Source organism: Flavobacterium calami (genome assembly GCF_038290035.1).
In the GTDB taxonomy this organism is placed as follows: Bacteria; Bacteroidota; Bacteroidia; order Flavobacteriales; family Flavobacteriaceae; genus Flavobacterium; species Flavobacterium calami.
In genome coordinates this window covers 119,050-145,849 of record NZ_JBBYHS010000012.1, presented here as the reverse complement: position 1 = coordinate 145,849, position 26,800 = coordinate 119,050, and the positions used below count along the sequence as shown (strand labels likewise).

Annotated in this window: 26 protein-coding genes; 12 read left to right on the top strand and 14 right to left on the bottom strand. The window is 34.1% G+C overall.

Annotation, left to right across the window (positions count from 1 at the left end; translation table 11 throughout):
* Positions 1–32: 32 nt before the first annotated feature.
* From AAEO57_RS12700 to AAEO57_RS12690, 3 genes are all read right to left on the bottom strand, one after another.
* A complete protein-coding gene (locus AAEO57_RS12700) occupies positions 33–1,004 on the bottom strand; it encodes a quinone oxidoreductase family protein (protein WP_341693158.1) in 972 nt (323 codons plus the stop codon).
* 78 nt (positions 1,005–1,082) lie between these two features.
* Complete coding sequence (locus AAEO57_RS12695; protein ID WP_341693156.1) at positions 1,083–1,658, bottom strand: Crp/Fnr family transcriptional regulator; 576 nt, start codon at positions 1,656–1,658, stop codon at positions 1,083–1,085.
* 346 nt (positions 1,659–2,004) lie between these two features.
* Entirely contained in the window at positions 2,005–2,412 is a 408-nt protein-coding gene (locus AAEO57_RS12690) for a glyoxalase (RefSeq protein ID WP_341693154.1), read from the bottom strand.
* A gap of 71 nt (positions 2,413–2,483) precedes the next feature.
* Here AAEO57_RS12690 and AAEO57_RS12685 point away from each other — a divergent pair, with 71 nt between their 5' ends.
* Positions 2,484–2,870 (top strand): acyl-CoA thioesterase, encoded by a 387-nt coding sequence (locus AAEO57_RS12685; RefSeq protein WP_341693152.1) that lies wholly within the window; start codon positions 2,484–2,486, stop codon positions 2,868–2,870.
* Between the two features lie 82 nt (positions 2,871–2,952).
* The gene (locus AAEO57_RS12680) at positions 2,953–3,378 is read left to right on the top strand and encodes a hypothetical protein (protein ID WP_341693150.1); all 426 of its coding nucleotides are present in this window, start codon (positions 2,953–2,955) and stop codon (positions 3,376–3,378) included.
* Between the two features lie 60 nt (positions 3,379–3,438).
* Here the strand turns inward: AAEO57_RS12680 and AAEO57_RS12675 are convergent, their stop codons facing one another.
* Both AAEO57_RS12675 and AAEO57_RS12670 read right to left on the bottom strand, forming a co-directional pair.
* A complete protein-coding gene (locus AAEO57_RS12675) occupies positions 3,439–4,698 on the bottom strand; it encodes a mechanosensitive ion channel family protein (protein WP_341693148.1) in 1,260 nt (419 codons plus the stop codon).
* Complete coding sequence (locus AAEO57_RS12670; protein ID WP_341693146.1) at positions 4,691–4,978, bottom strand: DUF3817 domain-containing protein; 288 nt, start codon at positions 4,976–4,978, stop codon at positions 4,691–4,693. The genes AAEO57_RS12675 and AAEO57_RS12670 overlap by 8 nt, the downstream gene beginning before the upstream one ends.
* Positions 4,979–5,083: 105 nt before the next feature.
* Between AAEO57_RS12670 and AAEO57_RS12665 the strand changes: the two genes are divergently transcribed.
* The 6 genes from AAEO57_RS12665 to AAEO57_RS12640 all read left to right on the top strand — a co-directional run bounded on the left by AAEO57_RS12665 (position 5,084) and on the right by AAEO57_RS12640 (position 11,402).
* Positions 5,084–5,617, top strand: a complete 534-nt coding sequence (locus tag AAEO57_RS12665; RefSeq protein ID WP_341693145.1) for a DUF6155 family protein — start codon at positions 5,084–5,086, stop codon at positions 5,615–5,617.
* A 109-nt stretch (positions 5,618–5,726) separates the two neighbouring features.
* On the top strand, positions 5,727–7,265 hold the full coding sequence (locus AAEO57_RS12660) for a DEAD/DEAH box helicase (RefSeq protein ID WP_341693142.1): 1,539 nt from the start codon (positions 5,727–5,729) through the stop codon (positions 7,263–7,265).
* A gap of 224 nt (positions 7,266–7,489) precedes the next feature.
* Positions 7,490–8,692, top strand: a complete 1,203-nt coding sequence (locus AAEO57_RS12655; protein WP_341693140.1) for a tetratricopeptide repeat protein — start codon at positions 7,490–7,492, stop codon at positions 8,690–8,692.
* A gap of 106 nt (positions 8,693–8,798) precedes the next feature.
* Positions 8,799–9,845, top strand: coding sequence for an o-succinylbenzoate synthase (locus AAEO57_RS12650; protein WP_341693138.1), 1,047 nt, complete (start codon positions 8,799–8,801; stop codon positions 9,843–9,845).
* 95 nt (positions 9,846–9,940) lie between these two features.
* Entirely contained in the window at positions 9,941–10,414 is a 474-nt protein-coding gene (locus AAEO57_RS12645) for a CYTH domain-containing protein (RefSeq protein ID WP_341693136.1), read from the top strand.
* 7 nt (positions 10,415–10,421) lie between these two features.
* Positions 10,422–11,402, top strand: a complete 981-nt coding sequence (locus tag AAEO57_RS12640; protein ID WP_341693134.1) for a YpdA family putative bacillithiol disulfide reductase — start codon at positions 10,422–10,424, stop codon at positions 11,400–11,402.
* 90 nt (positions 11,403–11,492) lie between these two features.
* On the opposite strand, the gene AAEO57_RS12635 is transcribed toward AAEO57_RS12640, so the two are convergent.
* Both AAEO57_RS12635 and msrA read right to left on the bottom strand, forming a co-directional pair.
* Positions 11,493–13,058, bottom strand: coding sequence for a protein adenylyltransferase SelO (locus AAEO57_RS12635; protein ID WP_341693132.1), 1,566 nt, complete (start codon positions 13,056–13,058; stop codon positions 11,493–11,495).
* Between the two features lie 3 nt (positions 13,059–13,061).
* Complete coding sequence (msrA, locus tag AAEO57_RS12630) at positions 13,062–13,595, bottom strand: peptide-methionine (S)-S-oxide reductase MsrA (protein WP_341693131.1); 534 nt, start codon at positions 13,593–13,595, stop codon at positions 13,062–13,064.
* A gap of 245 nt (positions 13,596–13,840) precedes the next feature.
* Between msrA and AAEO57_RS12625 the strand changes: the two genes are divergently transcribed.
* From AAEO57_RS12625 to AAEO57_RS12610, 4 genes are all read left to right on the top strand, one after another.
* Complete coding sequence (locus AAEO57_RS12625) at positions 13,841–15,106, top strand: BamA/TamA family outer membrane protein (protein ID WP_341693129.1); 1,266 nt, start codon at positions 13,841–13,843, stop codon at positions 15,104–15,106.
* A 175-nt stretch (positions 15,107–15,281) separates the two neighbouring features.
* Entirely contained in the window at positions 15,282–16,775 is a 1,494-nt protein-coding gene (locus AAEO57_RS12620; protein WP_341693127.1) for an aminotransferase class V-fold PLP-dependent enzyme, read from the top strand.
* A 457-nt stretch (positions 16,776–17,232) separates the two neighbouring features.
* The gene (gene rpsA / locus AAEO57_RS12615) at positions 17,233–19,008 is read left to right on the top strand and encodes a 30S ribosomal protein S1 (RefSeq protein WP_276173444.1); all 1,776 of its coding nucleotides are present in this window, start codon (positions 17,233–17,235) and stop codon (positions 19,006–19,008) included.
* A gap of 140 nt (positions 19,009–19,148) precedes the next feature.
* Positions 19,149–21,269, top strand: coding sequence for a DUF7619 domain-containing protein (locus AAEO57_RS12610; protein ID WP_341693122.1), 2,121 nt, complete (start codon positions 19,149–19,151; stop codon positions 21,267–21,269).
* 85 nt (positions 21,270–21,354) lie between these two features.
* Here AAEO57_RS12610 and AAEO57_RS12605 read toward each other — a convergent pair whose 3' ends face one another.
* The 7 genes from AAEO57_RS12605 to AAEO57_RS12575 all read right to left on the bottom strand — a co-directional run bounded on the left by AAEO57_RS12605 (position 21,355) and on the right by AAEO57_RS12575 (position 26,577).
* A complete protein-coding gene (locus AAEO57_RS12605) occupies positions 21,355–21,873 on the bottom strand; it encodes an ExbD/TolR family protein (protein WP_341693120.1) in 519 nt (172 codons plus the stop codon).
* A 12-nt stretch (positions 21,874–21,885) separates the two neighbouring features.
* Positions 21,886–22,410: an ExbD/TolR family protein gene (locus tag AAEO57_RS12600; protein ID WP_341693118.1), complete on the bottom strand. Its 525-nt coding sequence runs from the start codon at positions 22,408–22,410 to the stop codon at positions 21,886–21,888.
* 379 nt (positions 22,411–22,789) lie between these two features.
* Positions 22,790–23,368 carry a PhnA domain-containing protein gene (locus AAEO57_RS12595; RefSeq protein WP_341693116.1) on the bottom strand — a complete coding sequence of 193 codons (579 nt, stop codon included), beginning with the start codon at positions 23,366–23,368 and terminating at the stop codon, positions 22,790–22,792.
* 244 nt (positions 23,369–23,612) lie between these two features.
* Positions 23,613–24,071: a pantetheine-phosphate adenylyltransferase gene (gene coaD, locus AAEO57_RS12590; RefSeq protein ID WP_341693115.1), complete on the bottom strand. Its 459-nt coding sequence runs from the start codon at positions 24,069–24,071 to the stop codon at positions 23,613–23,615.
* A gap of 97 nt (positions 24,072–24,168) precedes the next feature.
* On the bottom strand, positions 24,169–24,861 hold the full coding sequence (locus AAEO57_RS12585; protein WP_341693114.1) for a DUF421 domain-containing protein: 693 nt from the start codon (positions 24,859–24,861) through the stop codon (positions 24,169–24,171).
* A 62-nt stretch (positions 24,862–24,923) separates the two neighbouring features.
* The gene (locus AAEO57_RS12580) at positions 24,924–25,526 is read right to left on the bottom strand and encodes a zinc ribbon domain-containing protein (protein WP_341693112.1); all 603 of its coding nucleotides are present in this window, start codon (positions 25,524–25,526) and stop codon (positions 24,924–24,926) included.
* Between the two features lie 79 nt (positions 25,527–25,605).
* A complete protein-coding gene (locus AAEO57_RS12575; protein WP_341693110.1) occupies positions 25,606–26,577 on the bottom strand; it encodes a D-alanine--D-alanine ligase in 972 nt (323 codons plus the stop codon).
* Between the last annotated feature and the right edge of the window lie 223 nt (positions 26,578–26,800).

Below are 26,800 nucleotides of genomic sequence, written 5' to 3'. Positions count from 1 at the left end.
ATAATTAATTTTATCGAACCCTTTTGATTTTCTTAGATATTTACAACCAATCGCCTGCCATCTGAAAGTTCAGTATTCCATGCTTTTTCAATATCCCTTAAATTTACATTTTCAATATTAATTTTTAATTTGTTTTGGGCAGCCAAAAGTAACATTTCGGGAAGTATTTCAGTAAATAATAATCTGACTTCAGTTTTTGTCCAGCTTCCTAAGCCTGAACCCGACAGATGTAAATCGACACTTCTTAAAATCGATGCTGATAATTTAATAGTATCTCCCGACATCGCGCCAATTGAAATATAGCGCACTTTGTGTGAAAATGAACCGTTTCCTTTCAAAGAACTAAAAATCAATTCAGCGGAATGCCCCCAAATATAATCCAGTACAATATCAATAGGAGTGTTTAGATGAATTTCTTTGAGTTGCTGTATGATTTCGTCGTCATTTTGTTTTAGAGAAATGATTTCATCTGCACCTAAATTTAATAAACTTTGAAGTGCATTTTCATTTCGTCCTGTTGCAATTATTTTTGCTGCTCCGTAATGTCTCGCAATCTGAATTGCCATTTGACCAGTAAAACCTGTTGCACCATTAATTAAAACAGTTTCTCCAGATTTTATTTCGGATCTGAAACGAAGTGCCATTGCTGATCCTGCAACTGCATTGGGTATGGCTGCAGCGATAGCAGTATCAATTTCTTCAGGCAGCGGGACCATTCTGGTTTTATCTACAACTGCTTTTTCAGCAATTGTACCGGAGATTCCACGAACATAGACTCTTGTTCCGTTTTCAAGTAAACCAATACCATCACTTCCGATTATGACTTTCTCATGATTTTCATTTTCTGCCGAATAATGTTTACCGCTTACGATTCCTTTTTCCAGATTTGTAATCGCAACTGCTTTCATCGCAACTAAAACCTCATTTTCATTGATTGCAATTGGCTCTTGCAATTCTGCATATTTAGGCAATTCACCTTTTTTATAAACTACTGCTGCTTTCATATATAATAAATTTTATGAAGCAAATTTAGATAGCGGTTTATACTTAGACGATAACATTTGTTATCAAATGAAATTCGATTATTTTTCGTGAAGTAATTTGCTTTTGATACGGCTTAAGTGTACTTTGCTTACTCCAAGATAAGATGCAATATAATGTTGCGGAACCCGATAAGGAATCTGGGGTCTTTCTTCTATTAAGTTAAGATAACGTTGGGTAGGTGAGTCTTTTATAAATGACACAAAGTGTTTCATATAATCAAACGTGCGTTCAAAAAGCTTGTTGATAAAACGGTCTCGTAATGCTGGAATATCCTTAATATCTTCAATAATGAGATCAACATCTTTTTTATGAATCCACCACAAAACAGAAGGTTCTATAGTTTCTACAACAACAGGACTTGGAAATTTTTTAATAAAACTTTCAATAGAAGCCACACTTTGATTTTCAAAAAAGAACTGAGTAGTAATGTCTTTGCCATTAGTATTAACCCAAACCCGAATACAGCCTTTTTCAATTATAAAAAGCTTTTTTGAAATCTCGCCTTCTTCTAAAAGAATTGTTTTTGCAGGAACTTCCATGCGATTGAAATAGCTTGTATATTCATGCCATTTTGAATCGTCAAGCGGAAAATTATTTCGAAATTGGTCGAACATTATGGATTATTTTGAGGTATTTAATCAACGGAAACCCCAGTTCCATTGAAAGTACAGGTATTACTATTTGATCTAAAAACTCTAAACTTTCATCGTTTATATCAATTACCATTTTGGATGAATGGTGTTCGAGATTGATTTTTTTGAAATAAAATATTATAATTGGGTTTGATGAAAAATGATCTGTATTTTAATTCTAAAAATAAATCATCATTTTGATTGTAAATATTTACAACTCTATTTGTCCAATTAAATTTTACTACTGAATAAAACAATAATTTTCCATTCTGATGAAAAAAAGACTTTGTCGTCACTTTTGAGTTATCTCACAAAAGCATCTAAAAAATTATTTAAAATCAGATTCCTTTTCAAACAACTGCACCTGACTTTTCAATCTGTCAATCAATAAATTCATCATTCGTTTATTTAAGTCGGAAGAATTTTGAATATAAGTTTCATATTCTTCAACGGTAAAAAGCGCCATTACAATTCCTTTTAAAGAATTTCTGAATTTGATATCTTTTTGAATAGAATTTTCGATCACCTGCAGTTTCTTTTCGACAGTATATGAATAAAAATCAGCTTTGTTTTTATTTACATAGTTGATAAAAACAGCAATGAATAAATCGTTCTGAAGTTTTAAAATTGGTCTAATGGTTTGATTTTGAAATATTTCATCAGAAGATGACTGAGCGCTTACGGTTCCTAAAGTTTCGCCTCTGAATTCTCTTAAAAAAGTGTCTCTGTCGCTCATGGTTTTTCTTTTAAAATTAAGGAAAAAATCCCATAGTAAAACCCTATTTTTGTTTTTATAAAATAAAAATTATGAGATTCCATACCAGAAAATGGGTAAAACCCCAAGATTTAAATCCGAACGGAACTTTATTCGGCGGACAATTATTAGCCTGGATTGACGAAGAGCTTGCTTTGTATTCAATTGTGCAATTAGAAAATCCGAAAGTGGTAACCAAACACATGTCTGAAATCAATTTTAAAAGTTCTGCCAGACAAGGTGATATTGTAGAAATTGGAATCGATGTGGTAAAATTCGGAACGACTTCTCTGGTTCTTAAATGTGCCGTAAGAAATATGATGACCCGTGAAATCATCATTACAATTGACCACACTACAATGGTTAATTTAGGTGAAGACGGGAAGCCAAAACCGCACGGTAAAACCAAAATCGAATTTGTAAAGGATCGTTTGCTGTAAAATTTCACCATATAAGTGATGTGAGTTTATGCAACTTTGCGCAAGAGCTTTTATTACTTACATGGCTAAAAAACTTTAGAAAATGCTCAAAAAAATCATAACGTTTTATGTATTATTTACTTTTTTAATGTCCTGCAATTCTAAAGAACAAAAAGATAAATATAATGAGGTTGTTTATCGTGCCGTGAACAACAAGGATACTGCAACTTTAGCTATTAAAATAAGCGATAAACGTTTTTACGGACGTTATGAAAGATCGTACTACAGAAATGGTAAAGACTCGGGAGATGTAAGAGGAGATATAAAAGGAGATACTTTAAGAGGCGATTTTCATTACATAACCAGTGGAGGTAGCTGGAAAAGGGTTCCGATTGCTTTGTTAAAGAAAGAAAATAAACTGTTTCTAGGAAATGGTGTAATAGGAACCTATATGAATCTTCCGTGTTTTTTGCCTGGAACTCTTGATTATAAGGATTCTGAGTTTGTTTTTAAGCAAGTAAAAAAATAGTTTCAGGTTTCGGGTTTAATTTTTTTAAAACCTGAAACCTGAAACCTGAAATCTCTGAAATTACCCGTCTAAACGTCCGAGAGAAGAAGGTAACTCGAATATTTCTAAATCAAAATAGCCCACGGCTGCCATAACGTGGTCAAAAATATCAGCCATAATATATTCGTAATTAGCCCAGCGTTTGTCACTGGAAAAAACATAAATTTCCAACGGAACCCCATGGGCAGTCGATTGCAGCTGTCGGCAGATAATATGCATGTCTTTGTTGAGACCAGGGGTATTTACTAAATACTGAATAATGTATTTTCTGAACAAGCCTAAATTGGTCATATTCCGGCCATTAATTGCCAAACTTTTATCAACACCCCGCAAGTCATTATATTTTTCAATTTCGGCTTGTCTGGATTCGATATAAGAAGTTATTAGCTGTATTTTTTTCATCTGATTTAAATCTTCATCATTCAAAAAACGAATACTGCTGCTTTTGATTAATATATGTCTTTTAATGCGTCTTCCCTGAGAATTTTGCATACCTCGCCAGTTCTGAAACGAGTCTGAACTTAAGGCATACGTAGGGATTGTAGTAATGGTATTGTCAAAATTTCGAACTTTTACAGTAGTCAGGTTAATTTCGATCACATCTCCGTCGGCGCCAAATTTATCCATAGTAATCCAGTCTCCAATACGCACCATATCGTTGATGGCTACCTGTACACTCGATACAAATCCTAAAATAGTGTCCCTGAAAATAAGTATGATGATAGCCGAAAGTGTTCCTAAGATTGTTAAGAGTTCTCCTCTTTTCATACCAAACAACGTCGATACTATAAGGGCTACTCCAAAAATCCAGAGTACAATCATGATTACCTGAACAAAACTGTCAATCGGCTTGTCGCTGTACTCAGGTTTGTTTTTTAAATAATCACGCAAGGCATTAAAGATGGTCCTGATAATCCATAAACTGATCAGGACGATATATACGCCTACAATTTTTCCGAAAACAGCTTCCCAGTATTCATATTTGTCGAGTATAACAGGAACTGCTTTGTAAATAAAGAAAAACGGAATTAAATAGGCGGTGTATTTTGTGGTTTTATTGTTTATCAGATAATCGTCAAATTTGGTTTTGGTACGTTGTGCAAAAATAGCTGTCAGCGTTACCAGAACGAATTTGGCAATATAATAAATGGCATAAGCCAAAGCCAGCATAACGGCAATATTAAAAATCAGGCTGGTATAAGATGCAAAACTGCGGCTCATTCCCCAATCTCTGAAAAGTGGATATAAAAAGTTGAATATTTTATCCAAAAGCTTATGCATTATTTTCTAAATATTTTTTCTCAATATAGAAAGTTCCAAACGGAATAAGAGAAGCAACCAAAATGATTCCGAATGTTTTTAAATCCCAGTTTTGAGATTTTCTTAATAAAAAAGCCAAAATAATGTAACCAATAAATAAGATTCCGTGGCTCATCCCAAGTGGCTGTAGTAAGGTGTGGTAAAGTTCCGGGTTATTCGTTTTGATAAAAAGCATATTAGCGAATAAAACTAAATAAGAGATTCCTTCTAAAATGGCAGTAACTTTAAAAATCCTGAGCATACTTTTTGTTTTTTGAATTTAATACCGGCAAAATTAAGTATTATCGGCGATTATTAAGGTATCTGTAATAAAAGTAATTTACTTTTGTATTCTTAAACTCTGGCTATGAGCAAACGCGATTTAAAAAAATATTTGGCTGAATTGAATAAAGAGCAGCTCGAAGAACAAATTATAGAATTGTACGAAAAATTCAGTCCGGTAAAAGTCTATTATGATTTTGCTTTCAATCCGAAAGAAGATAAACTTTTGCAGGAAAGCAGAACGAAGATTTCTCATGAATATTTCCCGGTTAAAAAGCCGGGTGTAAAATGGCGTCCAAAAGCAAAAATGCGTCGTTCTGTGGCACAGAAAATAATTAAGCATTTTATCGTTCTGGGAGTTGATTCTTTTGTGATTGCAGATATTATGCTCTATAATATTGAAATTGCACAGACCTATTCTGCAGAAAATTTTATAAAACAGGAATTATTCTATAAGAGTATGCTTAATTCCTTTGAACAAGCGGTAAACTTTGCAATTTCTAATGGAATTTTAGGCGAATTTAAAGCCCGAATTATTGCGATCCAACAAGAGACTATTCAACAAAAATGGAAAAATAAATATGATTTTGAAGCAATTGTAGATAAAATCGACTTTTAAATGCTTTTAGTATAAAAAAATCTTGTTTAAAAAAAACATTTATTTTAGGTTAAATTAAGATGAAAAACTGTTTTTTAGGTGTATTTTTGCAAAAATTCAAAAATTTACAATGCCTCAAGACACTTTAGAATTAGAAAGAGAAGACAGAAAAGAACTTTATGCATATCAAAAAGGCGATATTGACGCCATCTTTGACCGGTTAGACAATGCTCCTTCAAAACATCATTTACTTTATCAATTACCTACAGGTGGTGGAAAAACGGTGATATTTTCTGAAATTGTTCGTCGTTATTTAGCTAATAACGATAAAAAGGTAGTTGTCCTGACACATCGTATCGAACTTTGTAAGCAGACTTCAAAAATGCTGAAAGGATTTGGCGTAAGTAACAAAATAATCAACAGTAAAGTGAAAGATTTGCCGGATCAGAATGAATATTCATGTTTTGTGGCAATGGTTGAGACTTTAAAAAACCGTATTAATGACGAGAAACTGCATCTCGATAATATCGGTCTTGTTATTATTGACGAAGCGCATTACAATTCATTCAGAAAACTGTTAAACTCATTCAAGAACGCTTTCATTCTTGGAGTAACGGCCACACCTTTAAGTTCTAATATAAAATTACCGATGCATCAAAGCTATAATGAGCTGATTGTAGGAGACACTATTGGTTCATTGATTGAAAAAGGATTCCTGGCACGTGCGACTACCTATAGTTATGATGTAGGACTGACTTCTTTGAAAGTAGGTATCAACGGAGATTATACAGTAAAATCTTCAGATGATTTGTACACCAATACGCTGATGCAGGAGAAATTGCTGCATGCTTATACGGAGCGTTCTTTGGGTAAAAAAACACTTATTTTCAATAATGGTATTCATACTTCTTTATATGTGTATGATACTTTCAGGGAAGCAGGTTATGACATCAGACACCTTGATAACACAAGTGGAGCAGAAGAGCGTAAAGAAATTTTGGCATGGTTCAAAAAAACGCCTGATGCTATTTTGACTTCGGTAGGAATTTTAACGACAGGTTTTGATGAACCGACTGTAGAAACTATTATTTTAAACAGGGCTACAAAATCCCTTACGTTATATTTTCAGATGATTGGCCGTGGATCCCGTAAACTGCCGGGAAAAGATGAATTTACAGTTATTGATTTAGGAAACAATGCCGCCCGTTTTGGTTTGTGGAGTGATCCTGTCAACTGGCAGCATATTTTTAAATCACCTGAATTTTATTTGGAGAATTTACGGGACGACAATGAAATCGAAATGTTTTTCAAATACAGCATGCCGCCTGAATTGCGTGCAAAATTCAGTAAAACTGCAGATGTCACTTTTGATGTTGATGAAGAACATAAATTAGCAATTAAGCAAAATCTGCGTTCAAAAATTGTGCTGGACAAATCATTGGAGCAGCATTCAGCAATGTGTGTAGATAATACCGAAACCCTTCAGGAAGCAAAAGCATTAGGAAAAGAGCTGGATGACGATATCGAATGCAGAATCAAACGTTATGCAAAATGCCTGAGCCAGTGCAGTAAAAACTACCGCGAGTGGCTGGTTGATGATTACAAGAAAAACCTAACATTACTGATTGGTAAAAAGTATCGTGAAAAAATCATGAACGAACCGGATTGATACGTCTTTTGTTTCAGGTTTCATGTTTGGTTTCCAGTTTAAAAAATACCACGCTGATGAAGTTGAATCGATTTTAGTTTGGCATTGAAATTGATTTTTGACATTGCAATTGATATTGAAAATTTTTAGAAGCAATTTCCTGCTGTCCACTGTATCTTTTGTGGCGAACCCCGCCACAAAAGGATGCCGTTCCCATCAGGGCTAAACACGTTAATCCATAAAAGATGAATTTGAAGAGAATATTTGTTTTGTTTTTAATTAGTTCTTTTTATAATGCTTTTGCGCAAAAAGATGGGTATTGGGACAAGGAGCGTGCTACAACAAAAGAAATAATCGTTTCTGCAGGCGACAGGATAACTGTTAAAACTGAGGATTTGCCTGTTGGTACAACCGAAATCGTTTACAGGGTAACACTTTTAGACGAAAACCAGCAAATGACAAACAGCCTGGTGAATGTATTAAAAGCTATTCCTGATCCCTACGGAATAGGACAGGGCTCTGCGGGTGCCGTATTCCTGATGTCAAAAATTTCCGGGGATGATAAATGCGCCTATGCACTTTTTACCTCTGATGTGAATGCCAAAAAATATGTAGATGATGGTAAAGCCAACGATGCCTGTTACGCTCAGACAGAACCAGTAAGTAAAGATGCTAAACGATTGTCGCTTGATAAATCTTCTTGCTTAAGTGCAAATACCACTACAATTTGGTTTGGATTCGAAAGTAAAAACTGGTTACTGAAACAAAAAATAGTTTTGGAAGTTGTGCCATGGGTTGATACAAAATTAAACCGTGGCTGGAATCAGGATAATAAAAATGAAATTGTCAGTTTATGTAAAACCTCTACAATGGCCCAAAAAATGGCAAATTCAGACGATTTTTGCGTTTGTATCCTGAATAAAATCATGAAACAATACCGTTATGGTGAGTACCAAAAATTGCTTGCAATAGAAAAAACCAAGGTTTACAAGGATTTTGGGAACGCCTGTTATAATGATGCCTCTATTTCTAAAAACGTCTACAATGATTTGCGTACACAGGCAAATACTTTAATTAGACTTCAAAAATATAACGAAGCGATTCCTAAATTAAACACAATCATAACTGCAGGAAAAGCAACTGCTTTGGATTACAGCTCAATTGGTTACAGTTATATTTTGACCAAACAATATGCAAAAGCCATAAAGTTTTTAAAAGAAGGTGAAAAACTGGATGATACCGAATTATTAGTGAAATTAAATCTGGCTCATGCCTATTTAGTTAGCGATGATTACAGTCAGGCAAAGGCAATTTATAAAAAATACCAGTCTCAAAACGTAACAGACAGTCTGAGTTGGATAGACAAAACCAAACAGGATTTTGCTCTTTTTCAAAAAGCAGGATTACCTTCATCAGACTTTGAGAGAGTTTTGAAGCTGTATAATTAAAAAACATTTTCACCATATAAGTGATTATAAGGTCATTTAAATTTGCCAAAAAAGCTGACTTAAATTTTCTTATAATCACTTATATGGTTTAAAAAAAGCACCAAATATGAAAGCCACTTACGAAAAATACATGCTCGAATTCAAACGTCCTTCCGGGACGTCTCGCGGTATTATGACCGAAAAAGAAACCTGGTTTATAATTCTTGAAGAAGACGGTAAAAAAGGAATAGGTGAGTGTGGAATTCTTAGAGGACTGAGTGCAGACGACAGAGAAGATTATGAAGAAAAATTAAACTGGGTTTGTCAAAATATTCATTTAGGTGAAAACGTACTTTGGGAAAATTTACTAAAATTCCCTTCCATTCAATTCGGAGTTGAAATGGCTTTTTTGTCTTTGAAAAGTGAAAATCCGTATCTGTTGTTTCCTTCCGATTTTACGAATAATTCAAAATCAATTGTAATTAACGGTTTGGTCTGGATGGGGGAAGAAGTCTTCATGAAAGAACAGATTGAAGAAAAACTCAAACTGGGATTTACCTGTATAAAACTCAAGATCGGAGCCATAGATTTTCAAAAAGAACTCGAATTATTACGTTTTATACGTACTCATTTTACTGCTGAACAGATAGAAATCAGGGTAGATGCGAACGGTGCTTTTGCTTTAAATGAAGCTTTAGATAAATTAAATCAATTATCTGGTTTTGAGTTGCATAGTATAGAGCAGCCTGTTCAAAAAAACAACAATGACAGTATGGCAGAGCTATGTAAAAGAACACCTTTTCCAATTGCTTTGGATGAAGAACTGATTGGTGTCTTCTCATTGGAAGAAAAAGAAGCGCTTTTACAAAAAATAAAGCCACAATATATCATTTTGAAGCCAAGTTTTGTGGGTGGTTTCAGAGGAACTCAGGAGTGGATTACATTAGCAGAAAAACACAATATCGGCTGGTGGATTACTTCAGCACTGGAAAGTAATATTGGTTTAAACGCAATTGCACAATGGACATTTCTGCTAAATTCTAACATGCCTCAGGGGTTAGGTACCGGAGCACTTTATACCAATAATATCGATTGCCCGCTGGAAGTTTTGAACGGACAATTGTGGTACAGCAAAACTAAAAACTGGGATACTTCATTTTTAGAAAAAGCCTGATAAAATCACTTTTTTGCCTTCTTAAAATCAGAACAAACGAATCCGGGTTTAGCGCTAAATTAAGTAACTTGCATAAAATTTAATTTGCAGAACTAATGATTGAGATTGAAAGAAAGTTTCTTGTAAAATCGGACGAATTCAAAGCTCAGGCTTTTGCCCAAAATAAAATTGCGCAGGGTTATTTAAGTTCGCTTCCTGAACGAACAGTACGTATCAGAATCAAAGGCGAAAGGGGATTCATCACGATAAAAGGAATCGGGCATCACGGCGGAATGTCGCGTTTTGAATGGGAGAATGAAATTCCGCTAGACGAAGCACAGGAATTGCTTAAATTATGTGAGAAAGGAAAGATTGAAAAAACACGTTTTGAAATAAAATTCGGGAAACATGTTTTTGAAGTGGATGAATTTTACGGAGAAAATGAAGGTTTGGTTATCGCAGAAATTGAACTGGAATCTGAAACGGAATCTTTTGAGAAACCGGACTGGCTGGGTGATGAGGTGACCAATGATGAGCGCTACTACAATGCTTATTTAAGCAAAAATCCTTTTAAAGACTGGGAAAAATAACAATTTTATGACACATTCATACGATCTGATTATTGTGGGAGGCGGTCCAATTGGGCTTGCATGCGCAATTGAAGCTCAAAAGAAAAACCTGAATTATCTGATTATCGAGAAAGGGGCAATTGTAAACAGTATTTTCAATTATCCTTTGTATATGACTTTTTTTTCTACGGCAGAAAGACTCGAAATTGGCAACATTCCGTTTAATTGCCTGGCACCAAAACCGGGCCGACAGGAAGCATTGGAATATTACAGAAACATTCACCGTTATTTTAATTTCAATATTAATTTATTCGAAAAAGTTACTGAAGTTCATAAACTGGAAAATCAAATCTTTAAAATCACAACTGATAAAGGTTTTTACGAAGCCAAAAATATAGTTATCGCAACAGGTTTTTATGATATTCCGATTGAAATGAGAGTAAAAGGCGAGGAACTGCCAAAAGTTCGTCACTATTACAAAGAAGCACACGAATATGCTTTTAGGGATATTCTGGTGGTTGGAGCCAATAATTCTTCTGTAGATGCAGCTCTGGAATGCTGGCGAAAAGGAGCGAATGTAACGATGGTAATTCGTAAAACTGAAATCAACAGTAGAGTAAAATATTGGGTAAAACCGGATATTGAAAACCGAATTGTCGAAGGAAGTATAAAAGCATATTTTGAATCGAATATTACTGAAATTCGGGAAGATGAAGTAGAAATTGAAACTCCGGATGGCAAAGTAACTATCAAAAATGATTTTGTTTTGGCACTAACGGGCTATAAACCTGATTTATCTTTCCTTGAAAAAATGGGTATCCAGTTATCCGACGATGAATTGAAAATACCAGCTTACAATGCTGAAACGATGGAAACTAATGTTTCAGGATTGTTTTTAGCAGGTGTAGTTTGCGGCGGAATGCAGACTCACAAATGGTTCATTGAAAACTCGCGTATTCATGCCAGTATGATTGTGGATTATATTACTTCGAAATCTAAACAGAAATAGTAATTACAATGTCATATTGAGCGGAGTCGAAATGCTTCAAATATTAAAGGTTCTCGACTCCGCTCGAATTGACAAAAGTTAATTTATATTTTAAGAACTGCACGAAAGCATAGAACATCCTACTTTTGACCTCGCCCAGTCTGGTCGTTTTGCAAACCATTTCTCGTATTCAGGCTGTTCGTTATAAGGTTTTTTAAGTAATTCATATAATTCTGTAATTAGCGAATAATCTCCTTTATCAGCAGCATCAATTGCTAATTGTGCCATATAATTTCGCAATACATATTTAGGATTTACTGAATTTTGAAGTGCAATTCGTTCGTCATCTGAAGTGTTTTCCTGATTTAGACGTTCCAGATAATCGGTAAACCACAATAGCCAGTTTTCTTTAATAGTATCCTTAATTTCTTCAGGTTTATAAAAAGCATCCCCAATAGCTTTTAAAGCATTTTCTGCCAAATCTGATTTTTTAATTTTATTCAGATTGCGATAAAAAATAGTCATATCCGTTTCAGATAATTGCAAATTCGACTCCAGATAGGAGATAAATTCATCATCGTTATCCGCTTGTGAAATGATGCCTAATTTTCCTAAAATCATTTTTTTATAATCGGAATTAAAATCAATTATAAACGATTCTAATATTTTTTCCAAAGGCTCTGCTTCATTGATTAAAGGATAAAGAGCATTTGCCAGTTGAAATAAATTCCATTGTGCAATCTGAGGCTGATTCCCGAAGCGGTATCTTCTGTTTTGACTGTCAGTAGTATTAGGCGTCCAGTTTGGATCGTAATTTTCCAGCCAGCCATAAGGCCCGTAATCAATTGTGATTCCGTGAATCGACATATTATCGGTATTCATTACGCCATGAACAAAACCTACACGCTGCCAATGCAAAATCATTTCTCTGGTTGTATCGGCTACGGTTTTAAAAAACTGTAAATATTGTTCTTTTGGCTCACCTTTAATCTCAGGGAAATAATATTTGATGTTGTATTCCACAAATTGTTTCAGGTTTTTAAGCTCATTTCGGGCAGCAAGCATTTCAAAACTTCCAAAACGGATAAAAGAAGGTGCGACACGGCATACAATGGCACCTTTTTCGTACGCAGGATTTCCATTGTATAAAATATCACGAAGTACCTGATCGCCTGATAAAATCAACGAAAGAGATCGGGTAGTAGGAACACCCAGATAATGCATCGCCTCAGCACATAAATATTCACGAATAGAAGAACGCAAAACAGCCAAACCATCAGCAGTTCTTGAATAAGGTGTTTTTCCGGCACCTTTTAATTGTAACGTATAAAATTGCTTGTCATGTTCTATCTCGGTTAAATTGATTGCACGACCGTCTCCTAATTGTCCCGCCCAGTTTCCGAACTGATGTCCCGCATAACACATCGCATACGGATGTGTGTCGGGCAGAATTTCTTTACCGGAAAAAATATTTAAAAATTCTTCAGTCTGAATTTCATCTGCTGAGATTCCAATCAATTCTGCTACTTCTTTTGAAGCATGAATTAATTTTGGTTCAGACGGTTTCGTTGGGTTTACATAAGAAAAAAGTGCCTTCGAAACCTGACGAATTTCGTTGGTTTCGTCTGGATCTGCGGGCAATTCGGCAGTAAAACGATTGTTTATTTTTAAGTGCATGTTCTATTCAGTTAATTTTTCAGCGTACATTTTTTTCAATTTGTGTACTTTCGGGTCAATCACCATTCGGCAATAACCTGCGTCCGGATTTTCATTGTAATAATTCTGATGATCTTCTTCTGCTTCATAAAACACCTGAAAAGGTTTTAGCTGGGTAACAATAGGACCTGAAAAAACAGATTTTAATTCTTCAAATACCTTTTCGGCAGTTTCTTTCTGAATATTGTCATGGTATAAAATGATTGAACGGTATTGTGTACCAGCATCGGCACCCTGACGGTTTAAGGTTGTTGGATCATGGCTGGTCATAAAAACAGTAATTAAATCATGATAAGAAAGTATATCCGGGTCGAAAACGACTTGTACGACTTCAGCATGACCGGTTCGTCCTGTGCATACTTCCCTGTAGGCAGGATTTTTAATCTGCCCGTCTGAATAACCTGATTTTATAGTTTCTGCACCTTTTAAGCGTTGGATTACGGCTTCTATACACCAGAAGCAGCCTCCGCCAAAGGTGGCAATTGACTGATTTTTCATCTTGTAAATTTTGGATTCCTGAATTGGATAGTTTTATCAAATTTAAAACTATTTATACAGATTCTGATAGTCTGAAACGTTAATTGAATTATAAATAAATTAAGCAGGTTTAAATCAGATGAAGAATACTTTTTTTAATATATTTAATTGTTTTTTGCTTTTTATGTAGTTGTTAATGAATTATATATGAGTATATTTACTATGATGAATAATATTTTGAAAATAACCATTTAAATCAAAATCATTTGGGCAGTTTTAAAAATAAATATCGCATAATAAGTGTAGTTTTTTTAGGATTTCTACTTTTAAACTCTCCTGATCTGACTGCGCAAAATGAAGTTATTACAGATACTTTATGTCCTCCAAAAACAATATTTGATGTTTTTAAAAAGAAAGATTCAGTTTTGGTAGTGAAACCGGTTAAAGACAATTTTTTTCTGGTGATTCCGGTCATTGGTTCCCAGCCAGCAACAGGGTTTGTATTTGGAGCGGTTACTCAATATACTTTTAAAGGAAAAGAAGCTCAGGATAAATACTCAATCGTAAATCTGGGAGTTACCTATACCACAAAAAAGCAATGGTTAATCAATGCAAAAAACAATGTTTTACTTAATAACAACAACATATTCCTGAGCGGGGATTACAGATTGTATGTTTTTTCACAGTCAAATTATGGATTGGGAACCGGTATTGTTCCGAAAAAAAGAGAAGACAGCGATTTTGACATCAGTACTATAGAACAGCCAATGGATTATAATTATTTTAAATTTCATCAGACTGCTTCATGGAAAGTACGGGAAAACTTTTATGTTGGAGGAGGGATAAACATCGATTGGTATTCCTCTATAAAAGATCATAACCTGAATTTAGAAAACAATCAGTCAACTTATCATTACGACTATAGTCAAAAATATGAATTTGACAATCTCGAATATTTTCTAAACGGATTCAGTTTTAATGTGGTTTATGATTCAAGAGACAATCAAATAAATGCCAGTAAAGGCTGGTTTGCTAATTTCAATTACCGTTTTAATCCTGTGCTATTCAATAATCAGAGGTACAGCAATGTTTTATTTGGAGAATACCGTCATTTTATTCCTGTTTTTAATCCTAAAAAACGATACTTACTGGCAATTTGGACTTATGGGCAATTTGTTGTCCGTGGGAAAGTTCCTTATTTAAATTTGCCTGCATTGGGCTGGGATCAGCGGAGCAGAAGTGGAGAAGGATACACTCAGGGACTTTTCAGAGGTCCTAATTTGGTTTATTTGTCTACCGAATTCAGGTTTCCAATTACCTGTAATCAGCTTTTGAGCGGTACGGTTTTTACCAATTTTATAACAACAAGTAATGAAGATAACAGTGTGCGCCTTTTTAATCATATTCAGCCTTCTGCGGGAATTGGTTTGCGACTATTGATTGATAAAGCAACAAAAACTAATTTGGTTTTTGATTACGCATGGGGTCGGAATTCTAAAGCATTTTATCTTAATGCAGGCGAAACTTTTTAAGTTTTATCAATTTCCAGTTACTCTACTTGTTATATAGGGAATATTATTAAATTGATTAAAAAAAGACTTGTTTTGTAATTATAATACTGCATAAGTTAAATTTTAAACTTTATTATTGATAAATTAACAATTTTACAAAAAAGGAATATATTTGTGTGCAAATAAAAAAGCACAAATGGACACTACAACTAAAAGCACTTCATTAGAGTTATATTTTAAACGTTTTCGAGAAAATATAGTAGGTATAGATCAGGAATTTGATTCGCCTTACGGAAAAAAACAAATCATTTATACCGACTGGACAGCCAGCGGAAGACTATATCGCCTTATTGAAGAGAAACTTTTAAACCAATTTGGTCCTTTTGTTGCCAATACCCATACCGAAACTACTGTTTCTGGTACTGCCATGACTAAGGCTTATCATCATGCGCGCCATATTATTAAACGTCATACAAATGCTAATTCAGATGATGTTTTGATTACAGATGGTACTGGAATGACAGGTGTTATCAATAAATTCCAGCGTATTTTAGGTTTGAAAGTTCCTGAAAACTTAAAACCTTTTACAGATATTCCGGCAGAGAAAAAACCAATTGTGTTTATTTCGCACATGGAGCATCACTCGAATCAGACTTCCTGGCTTGAAACGATTGCAGATGTAGAGATTATTCCGTGTTCTGAAACTGAAAAAGGGCTTTTTAGTCTGGATAATCTGAAACAATTACTTGAAAAATATAAAGACAGAACAATAAAAATTGCTTCGATTACAGCATGTTCAAACGTAACAGGGCTGAAAACTCCTTTTCATGACGTGGCAAAATTGATGCATCAGTACAATGGTGTTTGTTTTGTAGATTTTGCCTGTTCAGGACCTTATGTTCAAATTGATATGCATCCCGAAGATCCGGAAGCCTATCTTGATGCGATTTTCTTTTCGCCGCATAAATTTTTGGGAGGCCCAGGAACTTCAGGAGTGTTGATTTTTAATAAAAAGTTATACAACAATATGATTCCGGATTGTCCGGGCGGAGGAACCGTTAGCTGGACGAATCCGTGGGGTGAACATAAATATATCGATAATATTGAAGACCGTGAAGACGGTGGAACACCAGGTTTTCTACAAGTAATTAAAACTGCTCTTGCTATTGAACTGAAAGAAGAGATGGGAATTGAGAATATCCTGCAGCGTGAGCATGAAATCGTAGATTTTATTTTTAATGAACTGAATCCGGTTTCGAATATTAACATTCTGGCAGGACATCATCAGGAGAGATTAGGAGTGATTTCGTTTTTTATTGATGATCTGCATTTTAATTTAGGAGTAAAGTTGCTGAATGACAAATTCGGTATTCAGACCAGAGGCGGGTGCAGCTGTGCCGGTACTTACGGGCATTTTTTACTACATGTAGATCAGGAGACTTCAAGTAAACTGGTTGATGAAATTACCATTGGTGATTTGATCAAAAAGCCAGGCTGGATCAGAATGTCGATTCATCCGACGACTACAAATGAAGAAATTGCTTTTGTTTGTGAAAGTATTAAAGAACTTGCTGAGAATCACGAAAGCTGGAAGCTGGATTATAATTATGATAAAAACACGAATGAGTTTGTACATAAAAATGCGAATTCGTTTGAAGATGAATTGGTGGCGGGTTGGTTTAATTCGTAAGTTAAAGTTAAGATGTCATCCTGAGCGGAGTCGAAGGTTTTTAGACGAGAAAGGGCTTCGACTCCGCTCAGCCTGACACCTTTTTAGTTAGGGGTATTATAAAGTTTAGACCCGACAGGTTCGTAAATCTGTCGGGTTTGTTGATTCTTATGAAATGATAATTTTCTAACCTAGCCCCGATAGAAGTGAAAATCCTTTTGTGCCGGGGTTCGGCGCAAAAGATTGTAACGTATAGCGGGACTTTTGGTCTTGAAAACCACAAAATCATCTGCTTCTGACCAATTAACTGATAATCATTCCGTTTTTAGTTGGCTGTTATAAATAAATGTATTAATTTTGCAGTCCTTTTGGCAGAGAAGAGTTTCCATTAGGAATCAACTATTTATGTAAAACAACTTCTGTTTTTTTACTGCTTTATGAAACTCGGGGAAAACAGAATACAAATTTTTTTATCAGCATGTCTGAACAATTAAAATCACAAGAAGAGTTTTTAGCAAATTTTAACTGGCATAACTTCCAAGAAGGTATCGACGCAGTAGATGAGAAAAACTTACAAGAGTTTGAAGAACTAGTATCAAAAACTTTCATCGCTACAGATCAGGAAGAAGTAGTTGAAGGTGTTGTTGTTAGAATTACAGATAGAGACGTTATCGTTGATATCAATGCTAAATCTGAAGGTGTTATTTCTTTAAACGAATTCCGTTACAACCCAAACTTAAAAGTAGGTGACAAAGTAGAAGTATTAATCGACATCCGTGAGGATAAAACAGGTCAGTTAGTATTATCTCACAGAAAAGCACGTACTATCAAATCTTGGGATAGAGTTATTGCAGCTAATGAAACTGGAGAAATCGTTAACGGTTTTGTTAAATGCAGAACTAAAGGAGGTATGATCGTTGACGTATTCGGTATCGAGGCGTTCTTACCAGGATCTCAAATTGACGTTAAGCCAATTAGAGACTACGATGTATATGTAAACAAAATGATGGAATTCAAAGTGGTAAAAATTAACCACGAATTCAAAAACGTTGTTGTATCTCACAAAGCTCTTATCGAGGCTGATATTGAAGTACAGAAAAAAGAAATCATCGGTCAATTACAAAAAGGACAAGTATTAGAAGGTGTTGTTAAAAACATTACTTCTTATGGTGTGTTCATTGACTTAGGTGGTGTTGACGGATTAATTCACATTACTGACCTTTCTTGGAGCAGAATCAACCACCCAAGTGAAGTTCTTGAATTAGACCAAAAATTAAACGTTGTAATCCTTGATTTCGATGATGAGAAAACAAGAATTCAATTAGGATTGAAACAATTAAACGCTCACCCATGGGATGCTTTAGATGCTAACTTAACTGTTGGTGATAAAGTTAAAGGTAAAGTAGTTGTAATCGCTGATTACGGTGCTTTCATCGAAGTTGCTGAAGGTGTTGAAGGTTTAATCCACGTTTCTGAAATGTCATGGTCAACTCACTTACGTTCTGCTCAGGACTTCGTGAAAGTTGGAGATGTTGTTGAAGCAGTTATCTTAACTCTTGACAGAGACGATCGTAAGATGTCATTAGGTATCAAACAATTGACTCAAGATCCATGGACTGACATTACTTCTAAATACCCAGTAGGTTCTAAACATACAGGTATCGTTAGAAACTTTACAAACTTTGGTATTTTCGTAGAATTAGAAGAAGGAATTGATGGATTAATCTACATCTCTGACTTATCTTGGACTAAGAAAATTAAACACCCATCTGAGTTTGTAAACGTTGGTGAAAAACTTGATGTTGTTGTATTAGAATTAGATGTTGAAGGACGTAAATTATCTTTAGGTCACAAACAAACTACTGCTAATCCTTGGGATCAATACGAAGATTCTTTCGCTGTAGGAACTATCCACAACGGTGAGATTTCTGAAATTGTTGACAAAGGAGCTACTGTAGAATTCGGAGATGATATCGTTGCTTTCATTCCTACTCGTCACCTTGAAAAAGAAGACGGAAAGAAATTGAAAAAAGGTGATACAGCTGATTTCAAAGTAATCGAATTCAACAAAGAATTCAAAAGAGTAGTTGCTTCTCACACTGCTATCTTCAGAGAAGAAGAAGAGAAAAACGTGAAAGCTGCTGCTGAAACTACTGCATCTGCATCTACTAACGCACCAGCTGCGACTTTAGGTGACAACAATGATGTATTAGCTGCTTTAAAAGCTAAAATGGAAAAAACTGAGAAAAAATAATTCTTAGCTTTTTATAAATAGAAAGTCCCACAGTAATGTGGGACTTTTTTTTTGAACTATATATTTAATGTTAAGAAAATTTAACAAATAAAGTTGTGTTATAGTCTTAAAAAGTTATTTTTGTTTCAAAATTTAACTATATGAAAAAACTCTACTTTTTGCTTATTACAGTATGCTTTTTAAATGTTTTGAGTGCACAGGTTATTAATTTTCCTGATGCTAAATTAAAAGCAAAACTTTTAACAGCAGCTTCCGGAAATACTGTACCGGTTGCATCTATACAATATGTTAATCCAGGATATCCAACTTATTACAATAAGATTGATACAAACAATGATGGTGAAATTCAAATTAGTGAAGCATTATTAATTAAATCATTAGATATTTCTAATGCAAATATTACTGATTTAACAGGCTTATCATATTTTAGTAATTTGCATACACTTTTTTGCCATAGTAATAAAATATCAAATTTATCTGAACTTAACTTAATTCCAAGTTTAGTGCAATTTCAAATGAATTACAATACTGGTAGTTTAAGTCAAATTGATTTATCTAATTTAATTAATTTAAAAACACTTACTTGTATATCTGATAATTTAACCCTGATAAATGTTTCTAACAATGTAAGATTAGAAAGTATTTCTTGTCAAGATAATAAACTTACTTCGTTAGATGTATCAAATTGCCCAAATTTAAATTGGTTAGTATCTTTTTATAATCAATTAGAATTTTTAAATATTAAAAATGGTAACACCAATAATTGGGGAAAATTATTTATTCATAATGGTGAACGATATTTAAGATATATATGTGCAGATGAAGAAGATTTATCGTTGGTTCAAAAGGAGACTTCAAATTTACCAAATTGTCATGTTAATACTTATTGTAGTTTTACACCCGGAGGTACTTTTTATACTATTGAAGGTAACCAAAAATTAGATTTTTTAAATGACGGTTGTGATAGTGATGATAATTTAATTCCGTATTCCAAATACTTATTTAGTGATGGTACTTCTACTCAAATACTATTTGCAAACAATTTTGGATCCTATTATATTCCTGTACAAGCTGGAGAATACACGCTAACACCACTACTAGAAAATCCAAGCTATTTTTCTATAACTCCTCAAAATATTACAGTTAATTTTCCAACACAAGTTAGTCCGTTTATTCAAAATTTCTGTGTTTCTAATTTTGACAAACATGATGTTGAAGTAATAGTTGTTCCTATTAATTCTGCCAGACCAGGCTTTGAGGCTAATTATAAAATCATCTATAAAAACAAAGGAAACAGAATAGAAAACGGGACAATTAATTTACAATTTAAAGATGCAGTTTTGGAATTGGTTGATGCTAGTCCTGTAGCTTCTACTCAAACTGAAGGTAACTTATCCTGGATTTTTTCTAATTTAAAACCATTTGAGACTAGAGAAATTACTTTTACATTAGATGTAAATTCGCCAATGGAAATACCTGCAGTAAACAACGGTGATATATTAAAATTTGTAACAACAATAGCATCACAAAGCGCAGACGAAACTCCACTTGATAACACATTCACTTTAAATCAGACAGTTGTAGGCTCTTATGATCCAAATGACAAGACTTGTTTAGAAGGTTCTCTTATTACTCCAAGTTTAATAGGCGAGTATGTGCATTATATGATTCGTTTTGAAAATACCGGAACTTATGCAGCACAAAACATCGTTGTAAAAGACATGATTGATTTGTCAAAATTTGATATTTCGACTTTAATTCCAACCAGTTCAAGTCATTCTTTTGTTACTAAAATTTCAGAAGGTAATAAAGCAGAATTTATATTCGAAAATATCAATCTTCCTTTTGATGATGCCAATAATGACGGTTATGTTGCTTTTAAAATCAAGACACTTCCAACATTAAAAGTTGGGGATTCGTTTACTAACGAGGCTAATATTTATTTTGATTATAATTTCCCGATACTGACCAATAAAGCAACATCAAAATTCCAAACGACTTTAAGTAATCCTGATTTTGAATTTTCGAATTATTTTACTTTGTATCCAAATCCTGTAAATGATGTTTTGAATATTAATGCTAAACAGGATATAGAAATACAATCATTAGCTATTTATGATATTTTGGGGCAATTGATTATTGCGGTTCCAAATGCGAAATCAGTTTCTGCTGTTGATGTTTCAAAGCTTAGAACTGGTAATTATTTTATTAAAGTGAAAACAGATAAGGGTAGTTCCGGTATGAAGTTTATAAAGAAATAAAACTATATTGATTAAAATAAAAAAGTCCTACCAGCGTAGGACTTTTTTATTGTTTTAATTTGAGATAATCGTTTTCAGAATAAAATTAATTTGAAGCAAGTAATTTTGTTTCTTCAGGAGTGAAATCATTTACAATAACATATGTATCAATTTTTGAAATAACCATTTCATCTAAAATATCAACTAAGTTTCCGTAATTAGATTTTTTACTTGGCTTTATGATTACTATGATGCTTTTTCTGTAGTCTCCAGTGTATTCCAGAATTTGTTTAGTTTTAGTTACTAATTCTCTTCGAATACCTTCTTTGCCATATTTTAATTTTTTTGGAGATTCATGAGAAAAACCTAGAAGACCAAAATAGGATATAATTTTATTTTTATCATCAAGTAAAACAGTTAAAGTGCGATTTGGTAAACCGGCACCACAACCCCATCCGCATATAGCCACATCATAATCCGGCAAACCTAAATCCATTATTTTTGGTTTCCTCAATTCAGCTGCAACCATAAAAAATATAATCAGTAAAAATGAAACGCTGACCATTGCTGTTAAATCAACTTTTGCATTTAATTTACTGCTTCGAACTTTTTTATTAATTTCCATTGCTTTTGAATTTTAGTTGGCTGCTAATAGTTTTGATTCTTCTGGAGTGAAGTCATTTACGATTGCATAGGTGCCAATATTTACAATAGCCATTTCATCTAAAATGTCCACTAAGTTTCCGAAATTAGACTTTTTACTTGGTTTTATGATTACAATTACACCTCTTTCAGGGTCTCCGGTATATTCCTGAACTTGTCTAATTTTATTTAGTAGTTCTTTTCGGATTCCTTCCTGACCATATTTTATTTTTTTAGGTGATTTATCAGAGACTTCTAATAGCCCTGTATAAGTTATAATTTTATCATTTTCATCAAGTAAAACGGTCATAACTCTATTTTCAATGCCAATAGCACAACGTATTACCCCATCGTCATCACAATATCTTTCTGGCAAACCCAGATTCATTATTTTTGGTTTTCTTAATTCTGCTGCCACCATAAAAAAAATAATCAATAAAAAAGAAACGCTGACCATTGCGGTTAAATCGACTCTGGAATTTAGCTTTCTACTTCGGATTTTTTGAGGTAAGTTTTTCATAAAAGGTGGTTTTGAATTCTAAATTTAAACAATATTTAAGTACGAAATGATTTCTTTTAAAAATATTTCGAGTTTTTAATGTCTTGTTTTGTAGATTTTTTTGATAAAAATGCAGTGCTTTTTATCCTTTTCAATATTTTAACTAAAACCAAACCGAAGCTTATAACTTAAATAAACTTATAACTTAAAAACATTCATTGTGAAAACTAGTAAATTTTTAGGAATAGCAGTTTAAATTTAGAATTTGAATTTCACTATAAATGCGAAAACCAATATAGGGAAGGGGGGGAGGAACCACAATGTGGGTAAATAAAAGTGTTTTCTAAAAAGTAAAGTCACAGTTAGTAATTTAAATCAAAAACTGTGACTTTTTTTAAACCTATATTTTCTTAACGTATTGTGTTATAATGACAATTTGCTGACCATCTACTTTTCCTTCAATATATTCAGCATTTTCATGGTCTAAACGAATGTTACGAACAGCAGTGCCTTGTTTGGCTACCATACTTGATCCTTTTACTTTCAAATCTTTGATTAAAACTACAGAATCTCCGTGTTGTAAAACTACGCCGTTACTGTCACGGTGAACGAGTTTGTTTTCGTCATCTTCGCCTTCACCGGTTGCCTGCGCCCAAGCAAGAGTATCTTCGTCTAAATACATCATGTCAAGCAGTTCCTGAGGCCAGCCGGCAGCACGCATACGGCTCAACATTCTCCAGGCCACAACCTGAACCGGAATGTTTTCATTCCACATACTGTCGTTAAGGCATCTCCAGTGATTTAAATCAACGTTATCAGGATTTTCAATTTGGTCAATACAAGTGCTGCAAGCTAATACAGCTTCATCAATGCCGCCTTTTTGAGTTGGTAAAACGGTATATACTTTTAGGTTTTCTTCAGCGCCGCAAAGTTCACATTTAGATCCGCTGCGTTTGTTTAATTCTCTTTCGATGCTCATTGTTTGATTTTTATTTGAAAGGCCGAAATTACTTATAATTTGAATGGCTTACAAATTTATATTTAGGGTCACAAAATATTTAAATTGCCGGCGAGTGTATTTTTTTGAAGCAGAAGTTTTATTTTTTCAACACCATTTGTCCCGCTATCCGCTCGTATCTTTTTCTATTTAAAAAGCTAGAAAAAGGATAGCGCTTTTATCAGGGCTAGATTAGAAAATTTTGCTTTCAAAAGGTTTTATAAGATTATTTCTTAACCCTCACCGCATCTGGAACCAGCATTTCATATTCACCTCCGTGGCGCAATACATCACGAACAATACTCGAACTGATGAATGAAGTACCTGCTGCAGTTAGTAAAAATACAGTTTCAATTTTAGAAAGTTTTCTATTGGTGTGCGCTATCGCTTTTTCGAACTCGAAATCGGCAGGATTACGCAAACCTCTTAAAATAAAATTGGCTTTTAGTTTTTTTGCCAGATCGATGGTCAAACCTTCGTAAGTGATAACCGAAACTTTGGGTTCATCTTTGAATGTTTCTTCAATAAACCGTTTTCTTTCTTCAAGTGAAAACATGTATTTTTTTTTAGCATTGACTCCAATGGCTATTATAATTTCATCAAACAAAGGGATTCCTCTTTTGATAATGTCTTCGTGTCCAAGAGTAATAGGATCAAACGATCCCGGAAATATAGCTTTTTTCATTTTTTAAAGTTTCTAAGGTTCTGAGGAGCTAAGCTTCTAAGTTTTTTTTCAAAGCAGAAAGCTTTGGAATTTGGTATTTTTAAATATTGGAATTTCTCTACGTTATCCTTTTTGTATTTATAGATTCAACCCATTCTTCTTTTTGACAAACCTTACATTTTGCAGTACCTGCTTTTTGCTTTTCTGTGTGTCCGCAGAACGAGCAGGAATAAGTTCCGTCTGTTGGAATAATTTTGCTTTTTTCAGTAAACAAAGCAGGCAATATTGGCAATCCGTAGCCGACTTCTTCGTCTGGGTAATAAAAAACGCTTATTTCTCCGCTAGGTTCTATAAAAGCGTGTTTCACCTGTCCTAAGTGTTCGATAGATTTTATACGAAGTTCAGAGAAAAATTCATCCTGTGCCAAAGTTTCTTTTTTGAAACTGGTTATAGAAAATTTTCCGTCCTGAATAAGGCATTCGGTTTTACCTTCAATAAATTCTTCAAATTTTTTGCTTTTTCCGGTCAGCCAGGTTACAGTCCTGTACAAAATCATAATAACGGCAAAAACGATGATAGCCGGCACAATCCCGACATCTTCATAAAACATAGGATCACCCGCTGCAGATCCTAAAGCAATGACAATTACGGTTTCAAAAATTGATAATTGTTTTACGCCTCTTTTTCCTGCCAGTTTTAAGGTCAGCAGTAAAATAATAAACATTACGGTGGAACGAAATATGACTTCCAGAAGAAATACTCCCGGTAATTCATTAAATAGCAATCTATTCCATTCGAAGATTTCTTTCATTTGTTGAGGTGCTAAGGTTCTGAGGAACTAAGTTACTGAGTTTTTATTGGAAAATTAAACTATTATTTTCGCCTTATTTTTATTATTTCATCTTCCTGATAAAGTTTTAAAATATCTTTTCTGGAATAATAAACTTTTTGATTTGAAAAATTTTCAGGCTTATCTAAATCGTCGATTTCGTATGGCATATAGACCTCAAAATCATTATGGGTAGTATAAACACTGTCTTTGGTTACTTTATCAATTCTCATGTTCGAATAATAACCGTTAGAGAACTTTAAATTATAAACGTCTCCCTCAATTGGATTTTTTATTAGAATGCTGGTCTCGTCCTTTTCTTCAAAATAATTACTGATTGAAAAAATAATGAATGCAACTAAAATAATGGAACCCAAAAACATCCAGGGTGTAGCATCTAATTTTTCATTTCTCAGTTTTAGTTGAATACTTTCAGGTAAATCTTCGTAATCAAAATTTTCATCGCAATGATTACAATTAATAAAAACCGTTTTACCAACCGGAAACAAAGGAACTAAAGTAAGAGAAATATATTTTCTGTAAATACTAAAATGCAATGTGTTTTCTTCGTTGCATTTTGGACATTTTTCGTTTAAAATTATTCCGTTTTTTATGTTTGAATCCCGCGTTCCAACTAAAATCATCATAAATTAATGTGTGACATTTTATTAAAAAAATGAGGTGCTGAAATTTTAGAAACTCAGCACCTCTAATATCTTGACAAGCTTACGCTAAAGCCAGCTCAATAGCATTGGTAAATAAATCTTCAAGAGTTATTCCGGCTGCTTTGGCTTGCTGCGGAATTAGACTTTCTGTTGTTAAACCCGGAATGGTGTTCATTTCCAGCATGTGCGGTTCGTTGTTTACGATAATGAATTCGCTTCTTGAGAATCCTTTCATTTTCAACACTTCGTAAGCACGTTTGGCTGTTTCGCCAATTTTTTGTGTCAGTTCATCTGAAATTCTCGCAGGAGTGATTTCCTGTGATTTTCCTTCGTATTTCGCTTCGTAATCAAAGAAATCATTGTCAGAAACGATTTCGGTGATGGGTAACACGATGATTTCGCCTTTGTAATTGATAACCCCAACAGAAACCTCCGTTCCGTCAAGGAAACTTTCGATGATTATTTCGTTGTCTTCTTTGTATGCTACTTCAATAGCGATTGGCAATTCGGCTTCGGTTTTTACTTTTGAGATTCCGAAACTTGATCCGGCTTTGTTTGGTTTTACGAAACAAGGCAAACCTACTTTTTTTACGATTTCAGCTGTATTGATTTCGTCTCCTTTATTTAGGTAATAAGAGATAGCTGTTTTGATTCCGTATGGTTTTAAAACCGATAATAAATCACGTTTATTGAAGGTTACGGCTGCCTGATAATAATCGCAGGAAGTTTGAGGTATTCCCAGCAATTCAAAATACGCCTGCATGAGTCCGTCTTCGCCCGGAGAGCCGTGAATGGCATTAAAAACACAGTCAAATTTGATTTTCTCGCCGTTTACGGTTACAGAGAAATCGTTTCTGTCAATTGGAAATTCAGCATCGTTTTCGTCTACATACACCCATTTTTCTTTGAAAATATGAATACGGAATCCGTTGTATTTTGTTTTGTCAAGGTATTGTTTTACTACGTTTCCGCTGATTAGAGAGATTTTATATTCGCTTGAATATCCGCCCATGATGATGGCTATGTTTTTCATTTTTTGGTGTTTATGTGTTTAATCGTTAATTTTCTTTGTTTAAGGTTTCAGGTTTTCTTTGTTTGCTACGCCAATTCGGTTAAAGCCTCGTGTCATGTTTTACAACTTCTTTTTTGTCAGACTGAGCGGAGTCGAAGTCCCCGCAAAGTGATTCGGCATATAGGACTTCGACTCCGCTCAGTCTGACACGATTGTCAATAATAGTGACGAAAACGTTGTTATG